Origin of the sequence: Microbacterium esteraromaticum (genome assembly GCF_900163815.1) — a bacterium.
In the GTDB taxonomy this organism is placed as follows: Bacteria; Actinomycetota; Actinomycetes; order Actinomycetales; family Microbacteriaceae; genus Microbacterium; species Microbacterium esteraromaticum_B.
The window spans coordinates 1-15492 of record NZ_FUKO01000034.1 but is presented as its reverse complement, the minus strand read 5'-3'; the positions used below and the strand labels follow the sequence as shown (position 1 = coordinate 15492).

Below are 15492 nucleotides of genomic sequence, written 5' to 3'. Positions count from 1 at the left end.
ATGACGAAGACCAAGATGACTCTGGGCAAGGCGCTCAACGCCGGTCTCCGTCAGGCTCTCCGCGACGACGACAAGGTCGTTCTGCTGGGGGAGGACATCGGCGCGCTCGGAGGTGTGTTCCGGATCACCGACGGGCTGCTCGATGAGTTCGGCGCGAAGCGCGTCGTCGATACTCCACTCGCTGAATCCGGCATCATCGGAACCGCGGTGGGCCTGGCCTTCCGTGGGTATCGTCCGGTCGTTGAGATCCAGTTCGATGGCTTCATCTACCCCGGCTTCGATCAGATCGTCTCGCAGGTCGCAAAGCTGCACTACCGCACGCAGGGCAGGGTCAAGATGCCGATCACGATCCGCGTTCCGTGGGCGGGTGGCATCGGTGCAGCCGAGCATCACTCCGAGTCGCCCGAGGCGTACTTCGTGCACACCGCCGGGCTTCGTGTCATCGCCGTGTCCGACCCGGAAGATGCCTACCGCTGCCTCCGCCAGGCGATCGCCAGCGATGACCCGGTGCTGTTCTTCGAGCCCAAGCGTCTGTACCACCAGAAGGGCGAAGTCGATCTCGACGCGCCCCTCGCCGACGCGCCGCCGATGGGACTGGCCCGCATCGTGCGTCCGGGAACGGATGCCACGATCATCACGTACGGAGCCATGGTCGGCACCGCATTGAATGCGGCGGCCGCTGCCGAGGACGAAGGCATCTCTCTGGAGGTCATCGACCTGCGTTCGCTGTCGCCCGTCGACTACGACACTGTTGCCGCCGCGGTGCGCCGCACCGGCCGGGTGGTCGTCGCGCACGAGGGGTCTCGAGAAGCCGGCGTCGGCGCCGAGATCATCGCGAGCATCACCGAGTACTGCTTCGAATACCTCGAGGCGGCTCCCGTGCGCGTCACCGGACATGACATTCCGTATCCGCCGGCGAAGCTTGAGAAGTTCCACCTGCCAGACCTCGACCGCATCCTCGACGCCGTCGATCGCGTGCTGGAGCGTCCGAACAGCCTCAGTGACGCCGCCGAAACGACAGGAGCTCAGCGATGAACGCGGAATTCCGGTTGCCCGATCTGGGTGAGGGCCTGACCGAGGCCGAGATGGTGCAGTGGATGGTCAAGCCCGGCGACACCGTGATGCTCAACCAGACGCTCGCCGAAGTCGAGACAGCGAAAGCAGTTGTGGAGCTGCCATCACCGTACGCCGGCACGGTCACGTCGTTGCACGCCGAAGCCGGCGAGACGATCGCGGTCGGAGCACCGCTGATCGCGTTCGACGTCGACGGCGAAGAGAGCGGGTCAGCGGAACCCGATTCGTCGGATGCTGAGGAGAAGGCCCAGCCGAACCTCGTCGGCTACGGCGCAGCCCCCGCCAGCAGTGGTCGACCGGCACGCCGTGCGCGGCGCGGCGCGGCTGCAGCATCCGGATCGACGGTGGCGGATGCCGCGGTGCGCGAAGCTGCCCCGCACGACGCCCTGCCACCGACCGTTGCGGAGCCGACCGTGGGCGAGCGACCACGCTCGACGCCGCCGGTGCGCGCGCATGCGAAGCGTCGAGGCGTCGATCTGGTACTGGTTGCCGCAGAAGTGGGCGATCGGGTGATCACCCGATCCGACGTAGATGCATACGCCGACCGCGTCGGCGCCCCCGCTTCCGAAACGGCCAGCCCGTCCGAGGCTGCGTCCGCGCCGGCGACGCCTCGGCGCCCGTCGGGTGACCGGGCGCAGACGCGCATCCCGGTGAAGGGCGTGCGCAAGCACACCGCACAGGCGATGGTGAAGAGCGCGTTCAGCGCCCCGCACGTGACGACCTTCCACACCGTCGACGTCACGGCCACGATGGAGCTCATCGAGCAGTTCCGTGCCGATAAGTCACTCGCGGAACACCGCATCGGTCCGCTCGTCGTGATCGCGAAGGCAGTGTGCTTGGCGCTCAGCCGAAACCCCTCGCTGAACGCGACGTGGGACGAGCCTGCGGGCGAGATCATCGAGAACCATTTCGTCGACCTCGGCATCGCTGCCGCTACCGATCGTGGACTCATCGTCCCGATCATTCGCGACGCGGAGAGCCTCTCGCTGACCGGCATGGCTGATGCGCTGCAGCAGCTGACGCAGACCGCCCGTTCCGGCAAGACCGGACCTGCTGACCTGAGCGGAGGCACGTTCTCGATCACCAATATCGGTGTGTTCGGGATCGACGCGGGTACTCCGATCCTGCCCCCGGGGCAGAGCGGCATCCTGGCTGTGGGTGCCGTTCGCCGCCAGCCGTGGGAGTACCGCGGCGAGATCGCATTGCGTCAGATGATGACCCTGAGCGTCTCGTTCGATCATCGACTGGTCGATGGCGCCGAGGGTTCGCGTTTCCTCAAGGATGTTGCCGATATTCTCGAGCAGCCCGGGCGGGCGATGCTCTTCTGATCTGATGGCGGATGCTGAGAGCTGAGCCGTCTCAGCTCTCAGCATCCGTCTCGGCGCTCAGTGCTGCCAGCGCCATCGACGCGAGCACCCCTGCCGTGTCGGTTCGCGCACGCAGTGCCGCACTCGTGCTGTGCGGGGTCGAGTTCAGCAGCCCGAAGCACGCCTGCACTCGCAACCGCAGAGTGTCACGATCGCCGTCGACGAGATCGGCGAGGGCGTCGATCCACAGCTCGATGTAGGCGCGCTGCAGTCGACGCACGTCCTCGCGGGCCGCGGGGGAGAGGTGCACGATGTCGCGGTCCTGCACGCGGATGACGTGGGCGTTTCCGAGTGCGAAGTCGACGTGGAACGCGACCAGCGCGCGCATGCGCTCAACCGGCGTCGCGGATGCTGCCGAAACCTGCTGGCCACCCGCCACCAGCCGTTCGCTCACACTGATCAGCAGCGCGGCGAGCAGGGCGGCCTTGCCGGCGAAGTGTCGATAGACCGCCGGGCCGGAGACACCGACAGCCGCGCCGATGTCTTCCAAACTCACGCCAGGGTAGCCGCGTTCTGCGAACAACTCGGCTGCACCGATCAGCAGCGCGTCGGTGCGCGCGGCCTTCGCTCGTTCGCGGGCTGTGCTGGGCGTTGTCATTTCGGTTAATCCTCGCTAACCTGAATTGTCGGGTTAGTGAACACTAACCAATTTGCTGCCAGAAATCAGCATCAGCTGTGAGTCGAGGAGGACGCACGATGGTCGCCACCCAGCAGACGCTTGCCGCTCAACTGCGCGAACGTTTGGCCGAGGCATCGCTCGGCGGACCCGAGCGATCGCGTGAGCGGCATGTCGCGCGCGGCAAGATGCTGCCGCGGGATCGGGTCATGAGACTGCTCGACGAGGGGAGCCCGTTCATCGAGGTCGCGCCCCTCGCGGCGTACGGTCTCTACGACGGCGATGCACCCGGGGCCGGAGTGATCGCCGGCATCGGCCTCGTGCACGGTCGGCACGTGATGGTCGTCTGCAATGACTCCACGGTGAAGGGTGGGACGTACTTTCCACTCACCGTGAAGAAGCATCTGCGTGCGCAAGAGATCGCGCTCGAGAATCGGCTGCCATGCCTGTACCTTGTCGACTCCGGGGGTGCGTTCCTGCCCAAGCAGGACGAGGTGTTCCCCGACCGTGATCATTTCGGGCGCATCTTCTTCAACCAGTCGCGGCTCTCGGCCGAGGGCATCCCGCAGATCGCGGCGGTGCTCGGATCGTGCACTGCGGGAGGCGCATATGTGCCCGCGATGAGCGACGAGACCGTGATCGTCCGCAACCAGGGCACGATCTTCTTGGGCGGACCACCACTGGTGAAAGCCGCGATCGGCGAGGTCGTCACCGCCGAAGAGCTCGGTGGCGGTGAGTTGCACGCACGTCGATCCGGGGTCGTCGACCACCTTGCCGAAGACGACGAGCATGCGCTCGAGATCGTGCGCGACATCGTTGCCACACTCCCGCTGCCCGCAGCACCGGCGTGGACCGTCGTGCCGAGCCGCGAGCCGGCCGACGCGAGCAGCCTCTACGACGCGGTGCCGGTCGATGTGAATGCTGCCTATGACGTGCACGAGGTCATCGACCGCCTCATCGACGCAGATTCTTTCCACGAGTTCAAACGCGAGTACGGCACAACGCTGGTCACCGGATTCGCCGTGCTGCACGGCCACCCGATCGGAATCGTCGCCAACAACGGCGTGCTGTTCAGCGAGTCGGCGTTGAAGGGCGCCCACTTCATCGAGCTGTGCGATCAGCGCGGCATCCCGCTGCTCTTCCTGCAGAACATCACCGGCTTCATGGTCGGAACAGATGCCGAAGCCGGGGGGATCGCCAAGGACGGCGCGAAGATGGTCACTGCGGTGGCTACCACTCGCGTGCCGAAGCTCACCGTGATCATCGGCGGATCCTTCGGCGCCGGGAACTATTCGATGTGCGGGCGCGCCTACTCTCCGCGGTTCCTGTGGACGTGGCCCGCGAGCCGCATCTCCGTCATGGGCGGTGCACAGGCGGCATCCGTGCTCGCCACAGTGAAAGAAGACCAGCTCGCCGCCGGTGGAACCTCCTGGAGCCCCGACGAGCGGACGGCGTTCGAAGCGCCGATTCGCACCCAGTACGAGGCGCAGGGGGAGCCCTACTACGCGACTGCTCGCCTGTGGGACGACGGCATCGTCGACCCGGATCAGACGCGTGACCTGTTGGGTCTTGCCCTCGACGTCGTCTCGCGAAGCCCCCTGCCCGACCCGCGCTTCGGCCTCTTCCGGATGTGACACAGATGATGACTCAGCATGACGCCGCGGCGTCTGACACCACCCTCTTCGACACCGTCCTCGTCGCCAATCGCGGTGAGATCGCCCGACGAATCATCCGCACGCTGCGCACACTCGGCATCCGCAGTGTTGCTGTCTACAGCGATGCCGACGAGGACGCGCCCCACGTGCGCGAAGCAGATGAGGCGGTGCACATCGGCTCCGCCCCGGCAGCCGAGTCCTACCTGAAGGTGGACGCGATCGTCGCAGCCGCTCAGGCGACCGGCGCTCAGGCCATCCATCCCGGCTACGGCTTCCTGTCTGAAAGCATGTCACTGGCCACGGCGTGCGCCGCGGCGGGCATCGTCTTCATCGGTCCGGACGTGCGCGCGATCGAGATCATGGGCGACAAGGCACGGGCTCGTGACCACGTCTCACAGCATGGTGTTCCCGTCGTGCCCGGCTTCAACGCGGCAGGACTGGATGACGCGCAGATCCGTGCACGAGCCGACGAAGTCGGCTACCCGCTGCTGGTGAAGCCGAGCGCGGGCGGCGGCGGAAAGGGCATGGAGGTCGTCAACGACGGCGACGGTCTCGCGTCGGCGCTCGCGACCGCTCGTCGCGTCGCTCTCGCCGCCTTCGGCGACGATGCCATGGTGCTTGAGCGGCTTGTGCAGCGGCCGCGACACATCGAGGTGCAGATCTTCGGCGACGCGCATGGCACTGTGCAGGCTTTCGGCGAGCGCGAATGCACGCTGCAGCGTCGGCACCAGAAGGTCATCGAAGAAGCGCCGGCCGCGCACCTTCCAGACCGTGTGCGTCAGCGTCTGCTCGATGCCGCGGTGGCCGCAGCGAAGAGCGTCGACTACGTCGGCGCGGGCACCGTGGAGTTCCTCGTCGAAGCGGATGCTGTCGATGACATCTTCTTCATCGAGATGAACACGCGCCTGCAGGTCGAGCACCCGGTGACTGAAGCGGTCACGCGTTCCGACCTCGTCGCGCTGCAGCTGCTGGTCTCCGCCGGCGGCGCACTGCCGGATCTGCCCGAGGTGCGCGGCCACGCGGTGGAGGCGCGTGTCTATGCGGAAGCTCCCGAGCGGGGCTTCCTGCCGTCGACCGGACGCGTGCTGCTCTTCGCGGCCCCGCAAGACGTCCGCGTGGATGCAGCGGTGGAGACCGGCTCCGAGGTGACCGGATTCTACGATCCGATGATCGCGAAGGTGATCGCGTTCGGTCCCGATCGCGCCACGGCTCTGCGCCGGCTCGACTCTGCCCTCGCCCGCACGACCGTGCTCGGCGTCGAGACGAACATCGCGTTCCTGCGTGCGCTGTGCCAGCATGAGCGGGTCGTCGCCGGAGATCTCGATACCGGACTCATCGAGACGATGCTGCCACTGGCTCCGCAAGAGCCCACCGATCGGATGCTGGGCGCCGCTGCCGCTCTGTCGTCGGCGTCCTCCTCGACGACAGCAGGTGCAGACTCGCTCTGGCACGCCCTGGCAGGCTGGCGTCTTGGTGCGGAGACCACGTCACCGGCAGTGTCCTTCCTCACCGACGATGACCGGGTGGTTGACGCGCCTGCCGGCACTACCGCGGGAACGGCTGCGGCTGCAGCCGATGCGGACGGCGAGGTCTGGGTATCGGAGCGCGGACTGACGATGCGGCTGCGGCCGCTGTCGCGTCGCGCCTCGATGCGGAGACGCCTTGCCGAACGGATGCCGGCATCCGGCCCGCGCGAGCCGGAAGGCCGCGCGCCGATGCCGGGGAGCATCGTGGCGGTGCATGTGGCGGATGGCGACACGGTCAAAGCGGGCGACCCGCTCGTGTCGATCGAAGCGATGAAGATGGAGCATCCGGTGCTCGCGCCGCACGACGGCACGGTGCATCTGCTGGTCGCGCTCGGCGACCAGGTGCGGCGCGACCAACCCGTCGCCCGCGTCAGCGAACAGGAGACAGTATGACCGACGCACTCAGCCACGCCGATCTCGACGAGGACCAGCGCGAACTCGCTGCCATGGTGCGCGACTTCGCCGAACAGGTCGTCGCGCCGCAGGCGTATGAAGCAGACCGCACGCACACTCTGAACCTCGACGTGGTTCGCCAGATGGGGGAGATGGGGCTGTTCGGACTGCCGTTCTCTGAGGAGTACGGCGGGCAGGGCGGCGACTACCTCGCACTCGGCATCGCGATCGAGGGGCTGGCGCGCGCAGACCAGTCGATCGCGATCACGCTCGAGGCCGGTGTCAGCCTGGGCGCGATGCCGATCTACCGGTTCGGCACCGAAGAGCAGAAGCGCGAGTATCTGCCGAGCCTGCTCGCCGGTGAAGCACTCGGCGGTTTCGGCCTGACCGAACCTGAAGCCGGCAGCGATGCCGGTGCGACGCGCACGACGGCTCGTCTGGACGGAGACGAGTGGGTCATCAACGGCACGAAGCAGTTCATCACGAACTCCGGTACCGACATCACGCGTTTCGTCACGGTCACGGCCGTGACCGGAGAGAAGGATGGCCGCAAGGAGATCTCGACGATCCTCGTGCCCAACGGCACACCTGGATTCACCGTGGAGCCCGCCTACGACAAGGTCGGCTGGCATGCCTCCGACACCCACCCGCTCACTTTCCAGGACGTGCGGGTACCCGCCGAGAATCTGATCGGAGAACGGGGGACCGGGTTCCGCAATTTCCTCAGCATCCTCGACGAAGGGCGCATCGCAATCGCCGCCCTCGCGACCGGAGCAGCCGAGGGCTGTCTGGAAGCCGCTGTCGACTACGCGCAGAAGCGCATCGTCTTCGGCGCCGCTCTGAGCACCCGTCAGAACGCGCAGTTCACCCTGGCGCGCATGCGGGCCCGCGTGCATACGGCGAGGCTCGCGTGGCACCACGCAGCGCGACTGCGCGACGCGGGAAAGCCGTTCGCCGAAGCGGCCGCGATCGCGAAGCTCGTCTCCGGAGACGCGGCAATGGACAACGCACGCGATGCCACACAGATCTTCGGCGGCAACGGGTTCATGAACGAGTACTCCGTCGCCCGGCACTACCGTGATTCGAAGATCCTCGAGATCGGCGAGGGCACGACCGAGGTGCAGCTGCTGGTCATCGCGCGTGCCCTGGGACTGTCCGGGTAGCGTGTGGATATGACCGATATCGTTCAGCGCGGGCTCTACTACGAGGAGTTCGAAGTCGGCGCTCGCTACCTGCATCGGCCGGGGCGCACCGCCACCGAGGCCGACAATGTCCTGTTCACGACCCTCACCATGAACGCACAGGCGCTGCATCTTGATGCGGCGTTCTCCGCGGCGCAGCAGCCGTTCGGGCAGCGGCTGATGAACTCGATGTGGACGCTGTCGACCATGGTCGGCGCTTCGGTCGGACAGCTGACCCAGGGCACGCTGGTCGCGCAGCTCGGGCTCGGTGACATCGCTTTCCCGCATCCGCTCTTCCACGGCGACACTCTCTACACCGAGAGCCTCATCGTCGACAAACGCCTGTCTTCATCTCGCCCTGGTCAGGGCATCTGCACGATCGCACACACCGGGCGCAACCAGGACGGCACGGTCGTGGCCATGGCCACTCGCACCGCGCTCATGCACTGCATGCCGGAAGGGGCATAGATGTCTTTCGATCTCGGACCCGCGCTGCTGTTCTGCCCGGCGGATCGCCCCGAGCGATTCGCCGGGGCGCTGCATAAGGCGGATGCTGTCATCCTCGACCTGGAAGACGCTGTGCTGCCTGTTGCAAAGGCGCAGGCTAGAGAGAATCTGCTCGCCGCCGATCTCGATCCCTCCCGGGTGATCGTTCGGGTCAACGCTCCCGACACCGACCACTTCGCGGATGATCTCGCTGCTGTCGCACGAACCCCGTTCCGTATGGTCATGGTCGCCAAGAGCGAAGATCCCGCCGCACTCGATGCTTTCGATGACCAATTCCGTCTGATCGCCCTGTGTGAGACCGCGCGGGGTGTGCACCACGCAGGGGCGATAGCGGCTCACCCGAGAACAGTTGCTCTCATGTGGGGAGCGGAAGACCTCGTTGCCTCGCTGGGAGGAATGTCCAGCCGATACTCCGATGGCCGATACCGTGACGTCGCACGGACTGCACGAGCACAGGTGCTGCTCGCCTCCGGTGCATGCGGCAAGACGGCGATCGACGCCGTTCACCTCGACATCGAAGACCTGGACGGCCTGGCATCCGAGGCGGCGGATGCTGTGGCATCCGGTTTCGGAGCAACGGCGTGCATCCACCCGAAACAGGTCGCCGTCATTCGAGAGGCCTACCGGCCCGATGACGCCACCCTTTCCTGGGCACAGGCGGTGCTGGCCGCCGCCGATGGCGAGCGCGGCGTCTTCCGCTTCGATGGCCGGATGATCGACGAACCGGTGCTGCGTCACGCGAGAGCGGTCATCGCGCGCGGCTGATCGCCATCAGCGTGCGTGAACGGCCGATCAGGCGGGTGTCGACTCGAGCAGTCGAATCGTGCCGCGTTCGGCGATGAAGCGGTGCACGGATCCGTTGCGCAGTACATCGCCCTCGCGGGGAAGCGTTCCCCCGGAGGCATGCATGAGCAGTGCCCGGATGACGCCGCCGTGGCTGACGACGATGAGTGACTCGGCGCGCGGTGCCGAGCGCCGGCGTGAGGCGCGCACGATCCGATCCAGTGAGTCCATCGCGCGTTCACCCACCTGGACGAGCGTTTCCGCCTGCGGAACCACGGCGTGCCAGTCTCCGTATCGGGCGAGGTAGTCGTCGACGTGCAGTCCCTCGCCGTCGCCGAAGTGACGTTCGCGCATGCCTCGAGTCATGGCCGGCTCTGCGAGGCCGAGTTCGCGCGCGATGATCTGCGCGGTCTCGGTGGCGCGCAGCAAGGGGCTGGCGTAGATGGCGTCATACGATCCGCCGGACAGAACCGCTGCGGCGGCTTTCGCATCCGCCCTTCCGGTGTCGTTGAGCGGAATGTCCGTCGCGCCCTGAATACGTCGGTCGAGATTCCAATCGGTCTGGCCATGGCGCACAACAGTCAGCAGAGTCACCCCTTGAGCCTATGCGACCCGTGCTCAGGAGGCGCTGAGACGACTGGCGAGCGCACTGAGCACCGGAGTGGTGCCACCTGCGATGACGGCATCCGCCCAACCGTCGGCCTTCGTCGGCTCATGGTTCACGATCACCAGTGGCATGTCGCGTCGCCTGGCGCGTTCGATGACGCGGATGCCGGAATTGACGGCCAATGAGGTCCCCGCCACCAGAAGAGCTTCCGACGCATGCACCAGAGACTCCGACGCACGGAACCTGGCAGTCGGAACGAACTCGCCGAAATAGACGACCTCGGGCTTGAGCATGCCACCGCAGACGGTGCACGGCGGGATGACGAATTGCTCTGACGACAACGGGGAGACATCACCGTCGGGATTCATGACCGCGTTCTCCGGCACGGTGATCCACGGGTTCAGCTCGTCGATCTGATCGGCGACGGCACGTCGATCGAACACCTGACCGCAGTCGAGGCAGTGCACACGGTGCATGGTTCCATGCAGCTCTACGACGCGGCGACTGCCCGCGCGCAGGTGCAGACCGTCGACGTTCTGCGTGATCACTCCGGAGACGGCGCCGAGCTTCTCGAGTTCCGCCAGCGCGCGATGCCCCTCATTCGGCTGGGTCGACGTGAAGGTGCGGTAGCCGAGATGCCCTCCGGCCCAGTAGCGGCGGCGAGCATCAGGATCGGAAAGGTAGGTCTGGATCGTCATCGGTGTCGCTCGCGTGCGCGCGCCCGCACCGCGGTAGGCGGGAATGCCGGAGTCGGTGGAAATGCCTGCCCCGGTGAGAACAGCGGTTTTCCGGCCGCGAAGCAGCTCGACAGCGCGGTCGACCCCGTCGCTAGCCTGATCAGAGAGTTGCATAGCCCGCACGTGGGCAGTCTATGCCGCCGAACATGTCGGCAGACGGTGGTGCTGTCAGAGTGGAGGAATGCAGCTCACACCCATCAGCGATCCCGATGACCCGGTGCTCGATGACTACCGATCGCTCACCGACACCGCCCTGCGGCGCGTGCAGGAACCGGTAGGCGGGCTGTACATCGCCGAGTCCGCGAAGGTGATCGAACGGGCCCTGGCGGTCGGACATCGGCCGCGCTCGGTGCTGACGCAGCAGAAGTGGGTCGATGCTGTCGGTGATCTGCTGGGGGATCGAGACGTTCCCGTGTACGTCGTCGCTGATCACGTCGCTGAGCGGGTGACGGGCTTCGCCGTGCATCGCGGGGTGATGGCCGCGATGCATCGCCCGGCGGAGCGCCCGCTCGCCGAGGTGATCGACGGTGCGCAGCTTGTTCTCGTACTGGAGGACATCGGGGACCCCACCAACATCGGTGCGGCATTCCGGGCGGCGGCAGGCCTCGGTGCGGATGCCGTGCTCATCACGCCGCGCTGCGGCGACCCGCTCTACCGCCGGAGCGTGCGCGTCAGCATGGGGACCGTTTTCCAAGTGCCGTGGACTCGCATCGGCGAGTGGTCGGATGCTGCCGAGCAGCTGCATCAGCGGGGATTCGCCATCGCAGCACTCGCCCTCGACGACGATGCGGTCGCGCTCGATGCCTACGCGGCATCCCGGCCGGAGCGCGTTGCGCTGGTGATGGGCGCAGAGGGCGAGGGGCTCTCCTCGGCAGCACTGAATGCTGCGGACGCGGTCGTCACGATTCCGATGACCGGTGGTGTCGACTCGCTGAATGTCGCTTCCGCTGCGGCGGTGGCGCTGTGGGCGATGAGCCGCTGACCTCGCGGCATCCGCCTTCGCCGTCAGTCGTCTTCGCCGAGCTCGCGTGGGAAGGGGACGGCATCCGGGCGCTTCGCCGCGAGATGATCGCCCGATGACTGGTGCCGAAGCCGGCGCAGCACCCAGGGCACGAGATGCTCACGCGCCCAGCCGATGTCCTCTGCCCGGGCCTCACGCCACGTGCGCACCGGGATGGGCTCGGGTTGCATCACCTGCAGCTCGTTGGGAACATTCAGCGCCCGCAGCACCATCCGCGCCACTTCGTGATGCCCGAGCGGGTTCAAGTGCAGACGATCATCCGCGAAGAAGCGCGTGTCCTGGATCTCCTTGAGCGCCCACTGGTCGGCCACGATGCAGTCGTGCCGCTCGGCGATCGTGCGAACGTTCTCGTTGTAGATCGCGACCTTGCCGCGGAACGCCCGGAAGACCGGGGTGAACCCGGTGTCGATTCCGGTGAAGAGCAGCACGGCCGCGCCGGTTGCGGCGAGCTGGGAGACACCGCTCTCGAGCTGAGCTGCGATGTCATCCGGATCAGTGCCGGGGCGGATCACATCGTTGCCACCTGCGCAGATCGAGATCAGGTCCGGCTTCAGATCGATCGCCGGCTTGATCTGCTCGGCGATGATCTGTGCGATGAGCTTTCCTCGCACCGCGAGGTTCGCGTATGCGAAGTCGTCGACGTCCCGAGCCAGGACCTGGGCGACGCGATCGGCCCAGCCCCGGTGGCTGCCCGGCGTGTGCGGATCCGGATCGCCGATGCCTTCGGTGAACGAATCGCCGACGGCGACGAAGCGCCGCCATGGGTGCGGTCCGGCGTTGGCGATGTAGGGGGTTCTAGAGGATTCCTGGTCGGTCATCGTCTGCTCCTTCGAACGCGGCGCCGCAGAGACGCCCGGCGTGCCGGATGAGAGCCTACCCGCTGCGCTGAGATGTCGGCGGCCTGGCTTATCGTTGAGTCGATGCTTTCTCCGTCTTTTCCTCAGCGCGCTCCTTGGGGTACCGCCGACAAACTGAGGGCGTGGCAGCGAGAGGCACTCGACGCCTACTATGCGGCCGATCAGCGAGACTTCCTCGTGGCGGCGACCCCCGGCGCAGGAAAGACCACATTCGCACTGACACTCGCAGTGGAGCTGATGCGGATGGGCGAGGTCAACCGCATCATCGTCGTCGCGCCCACAGAGCACCTCAAGACCCAGTGGGCGGATGCGGCGGCACGCGTCAGCATCCGACTCGATCCGCGCTTCCGCAACAGTCACTGGGCGCCCTCCAAGCAGTATCACGGGGCCGTCGTCACCTACGCGCAGGTTGCCGCGCGCTCATCGGTCCACCGCCACCTCACCGAGTCGGCGAAGACTCTCGTCATCCTCGACGAGGTGCACCATGGCGGCGACGCGCTCAGCTGGGGCGACGCGATCCGCGATGCGTATGCGCCGGCGACCCGCCGACTGCTGCTGTCGGGCACGCCGTTCCGCAGCGATACGGCGCCGATTCCGTTCGTCGAGTACCACCCCGACCAGTCGGGCGCCCGCATCTCGTCCACCGACTATGCCTATGGCTACGGGCGTGCCCTCGCCGATGGCGTCGTGCGCCCGGTGCTCTTTCACATGTATTCGGGCAAGATGCGGTGGCGCACCAGCGCCGGTGACGAACTCGAAGCGCACCTCGGGCAGGACAACACCAAGGACGTCACCTCGCAGGCCTGGCGCACGGCGCTGGACCCCGAGGGGGAGTGGATGCCGGCGGTGCTGTCGGCCGCGGATCGGCGTCTCACCGAGATCCGTCATCATGTGCCGGATGCCGGTGGCCTGGTGCTGGCGACGGATCAGACCGTCGCGCGTGCGTACGCGAAGATCCTGCACAGTCTCACCGGTGAGCAGCCGACGGTCGTGCTGTCAGATGATGCGACGGCCTCCGAGCGGATCGACGCGTTCACCACCAACGGTCGGCGTTGGATGGTGGCGGTGCGCATGGTGTCGGAGGGGGTGGACGTGCCGCGTCTTGCCGTCGGCGTCTACGCCACGTCGTCGTCGACGCCGCTGTTCTTCGCCCAGGCCATCGGCCGGTTCGTGCGGGCGCGCAAACGCGGTGAGGCAGCGAGTGTCTTCCTGCCGAACGTTCCCGTGCTGATGACGCTCGCCAACGAGATGGAGCGTCAGCGCGATCACGCACTCGATCGCCGCGACAAAGACGATGACGGTCTCGAGGATTCGCTGCTCGAGGGCGCCAACCGCGAAGACGATGCCTCAGACGCGCTCACTCAGGAGTTCAGCTATCAGGCGATCTCCTCGCTCGCGCACTTTGATCGGGTGGTCTTCGAGGGCAAGGATTTCGGACAACTCGCAGAGCCGGGGACGCCCGAAGAAGAAGAGTTCATCGGCCTGCCTGGGCTGCTAGAACCCGAGCACGTGCACGAGCTTCTCATGCAGCGCCAGAGCAGACAGAGCCGGTTGCGCGAAGCACGTGAGGCCTCAGCACCACCCGAGGCGACCACCACTCTTCCGGCGCCCCTGCACCGCACGCTGCGCGAGCAGCGGCAGCTGCTGAACAGTCTCGTCGGGCTGTACGCCCGACAGAGCGGGGAGCCGCACGGCGCTGTGCATGCCGAGTTGCGTCGTATGTGCGGCGGACCCGCTGTCTCCCAGGCGACAGTGACGCAGCTGCAGTCGCGCATCGAAATCCTGCGCAAGCGCGTTCGCTCCTGATCGACGCGTACCGATGCTGGCCGGGGCTCTCCGTGCCGACGTTTGGGGAGTCCGAAATCCTGACAATCATCGCTCGGGTGCGCTGTGCGGGCGGCGCGCTCGATAGCGTGGAATGTTCACCCCCAGCCCGGAGGCTTCATGACCGCGCCCGCACAGCCCACCGCCGCAGATCGGCGGCAGTGGGCCCGCTATCTCGTCGAGGAACGCGCAGAAGGCGCGGTGTATGCGCGACTCGCCGCGCGCAGAGACGGGGAAGAACGGCAGATTCTGCTGGCGCTGGCGGAGGCTGAACGCCGTCACGAGCAGCATTGGCTGGATCTGCTCGGCGAAGAACCCGTCCGCTTGCCGAAGGCAGGATTGCGCTCGAGGATGCTGGGCTGGATGGCCAGCCGATTCGGGTCGATCTTCGTGCTCGCGCTCGCGCAGAGTGCGGAGGCGCGCTCGCCCTACGATTCCGAGCAGCATGCCACCGCCGCGATGCGCGCTGATGAGAAGGTGCACTACGAGGTCGTGCGCGGGCTGGCGGTACGAGGCCGGCGTCGACTCGCCGGGTCATTCCGAGCTGCGGTGTTCGGCGCGAATGATGGGCTCGTATCCAACCTCGCGCTCGTGCTCGGCATCGGTGCTACCGGCATCGCGCCGCAGTTCGTGCTCTTCAGCGGTATCGCTGGGCTTCTCGCCGGGGCACTCTCGATGGGTGCCGGCGAATTCGTCTCGGTGCGCTCACAGCGCGAGCTCCTCGCAGCAACCGAAGCCAATGATGCCGCCGACGCGTCTGCAGGCGATCTCGATATCGACGCGAATGAGCTCTCGCTCGTTTACCGAGCCCGGGGGATGAGCGAGCAGGAGTCCCTGCTGCGTGCACAGCGCGTCGTCACGGCGGCCCAGGTGGGCGCGCGCCGCGCGAGCACGGGTGCCGTCGGCACCCACGTCGCGCACAGCGACCACGACATCATCGGCAGCGACTGGGCAGCAGCGGTCTCCAGTTTTCTGCTCTTCGCCTCGGGTGCCATCATCCCGGTGCTGCCCTGGATCTTCGGTCTCACCGGATTCACCGCGATCGTCGTCGCTCTTGCGCTGGTGGGCATCGCTTTGCTGCTGACGGGCGCGATGGTCGGCATCCTCTCCGGCGGCCCGCCGCTGCGCCGGGCACTGCGCCAACTGGCGATCGGCTTCGGGGCGGCCGCGATCACGTACGCGCTGGGCCTGCTCTTCGGCGTCACCGTGCTGTAGCACGGCGCACCTGCCGACAACGGAAGAAGGCCTCGGATCCTTGGATCCGAGGCCTTCTGTTCCGTGCGCGGAGGGGTGTCGGAATTCACCACATCGTTGACGGCTGATCGTGGGAAATCTGCTCATGAT

At 66.7% G+C, this 15492-nt stretch carries 14 protein-coding genes; 10 read left to right on the top strand and 4 right to left on the bottom strand.

Features of this window, described 5'->3' with window-relative positions; all coding sequences use genetic code 11:
* Positions 1-1035, top strand: coding sequence for an alpha-ketoacid dehydrogenase subunit beta (locus FM104_RS13365; RefSeq protein ID WP_179206807.1), 1035 nt, complete (start codon positions 1-3; stop codon positions 1033-1035).
* A complete protein-coding gene (locus tag FM104_RS13360) occupies positions 1032-2402 on the top strand; it encodes a dihydrolipoamide acetyltransferase family protein (RefSeq protein WP_087132739.1) in 1371 nt (456 codons plus the stop codon). Before FM104_RS13365 ends, FM104_RS13360 begins: the two co-directional genes overlap by 4 nt.
* Positions 2403-2433: 31 nt before the next feature.
* Here the strand turns inward: FM104_RS13360 and FM104_RS13355 are convergent, their stop codons facing one another.
* The gene (locus FM104_RS13355) at positions 2434-3039 is read right to left on the bottom strand and encodes a TetR/AcrR family transcriptional regulator (protein ID WP_087132738.1); all 606 of its coding nucleotides are present in this window, start codon (positions 3037-3039) and stop codon (positions 2434-2436) included.
* Between the two features lie 98 nt (positions 3040-3137).
* Between FM104_RS13355 and FM104_RS13350 the strand changes: the two genes are divergently transcribed.
* The 5 genes from FM104_RS13350 to FM104_RS13330 are packed head-to-tail and all read left to right on the top strand — an operon-like array spanning position 3138 to position 9084.
* Positions 3138-4691 (top strand): carboxyl transferase domain-containing protein, encoded by a 1554-nt coding sequence (locus FM104_RS13350; RefSeq protein ID WP_087132737.1) that lies wholly within the window; start codon positions 3138-3140, stop codon positions 4689-4691.
* Between the two features lie 8 nt (positions 4692-4699).
* The gene (locus tag FM104_RS13345) at positions 4700-6631 is read left to right on the top strand and encodes an ATP-binding protein (protein ID WP_087132795.1); all 1932 of its coding nucleotides are present in this window, start codon (positions 4700-4702) and stop codon (positions 6629-6631) included.
* A complete protein-coding gene (locus FM104_RS13340) occupies positions 6628-7794 on the top strand; it encodes an acyl-CoA dehydrogenase family protein (RefSeq protein WP_087132736.1) in 1167 nt (388 codons plus the stop codon). Before FM104_RS13345 ends, FM104_RS13340 begins: the two co-directional genes overlap by 4 nt.
* A gap of 9 nt (positions 7795-7803) precedes the next feature.
* The gene (locus tag FM104_RS13335; RefSeq protein ID WP_087132735.1) at positions 7804-8280 is read left to right on the top strand and encodes a MaoC family dehydratase; all 477 of its coding nucleotides are present in this window, start codon (positions 7804-7806) and stop codon (positions 8278-8280) included.
* Positions 8281-9084, top strand: a complete 804-nt coding sequence (locus FM104_RS13330) for an HpcH/HpaI aldolase/citrate lyase family protein (RefSeq protein ID WP_087132734.1) — start codon at positions 8281-8283, stop codon at positions 9082-9084.
* A gap of 27 nt (positions 9085-9111) precedes the next feature.
* On the opposite strand, the gene FM104_RS13325 is transcribed toward FM104_RS13330, so the two are convergent.
* On the bottom strand, positions 9112-9696 hold the full coding sequence (locus FM104_RS13325; protein WP_087132733.1) for a histidine phosphatase family protein: 585 nt from the start codon (positions 9694-9696) through the stop codon (positions 9112-9114).
* Between the two features lie 24 nt (positions 9697-9720).
* The gene (locus FM104_RS13320; RefSeq protein ID WP_087132732.1) at positions 9721-10560 is read right to left on the bottom strand and encodes a Sir2 family NAD-dependent protein deacetylase; all 840 of its coding nucleotides are present in this window, start codon (positions 10558-10560) and stop codon (positions 9721-9723) included.
* A 67-nt stretch (positions 10561-10627) separates the two neighbouring features.
* On the opposite strand from FM104_RS13320, the gene FM104_RS13315 reads away from it, so the two are divergent.
* A complete protein-coding gene (locus FM104_RS13315; protein WP_087132731.1) occupies positions 10628-11428 on the top strand; it encodes a TrmH family RNA methyltransferase in 801 nt (266 codons plus the stop codon).
* Between the two features lie 23 nt (positions 11429-11451).
* On the opposite strand, the gene FM104_RS13310 is transcribed toward FM104_RS13315, so the two are convergent.
* Positions 11452-12285, bottom strand: coding sequence for an SGNH/GDSL hydrolase family protein (locus tag FM104_RS13310; RefSeq protein ID WP_087132730.1), 834 nt, complete (start codon positions 12283-12285; stop codon positions 11452-11454).
* A 102-nt stretch (positions 12286-12387) separates the two neighbouring features.
* On the opposite strand from FM104_RS13310, the gene FM104_RS13305 reads away from it, so the two are divergent.
* Positions 12388-14130: a DEAD/DEAH box helicase gene (locus FM104_RS13305; RefSeq protein ID WP_179206806.1), complete on the top strand. Its 1743-nt coding sequence runs from the start codon at positions 12388-12390 to the stop codon at positions 14128-14130.
* Positions 14131-14268: 138 nt separating this feature from the next.
* Entirely contained in the window at positions 14269-15363 is a 1095-nt protein-coding gene (locus tag FM104_RS13300; protein WP_087132728.1) for a VIT1/CCC1 transporter family protein, read from the top strand.
* Positions 15364-15492 lie beyond the last annotated feature (129 nt).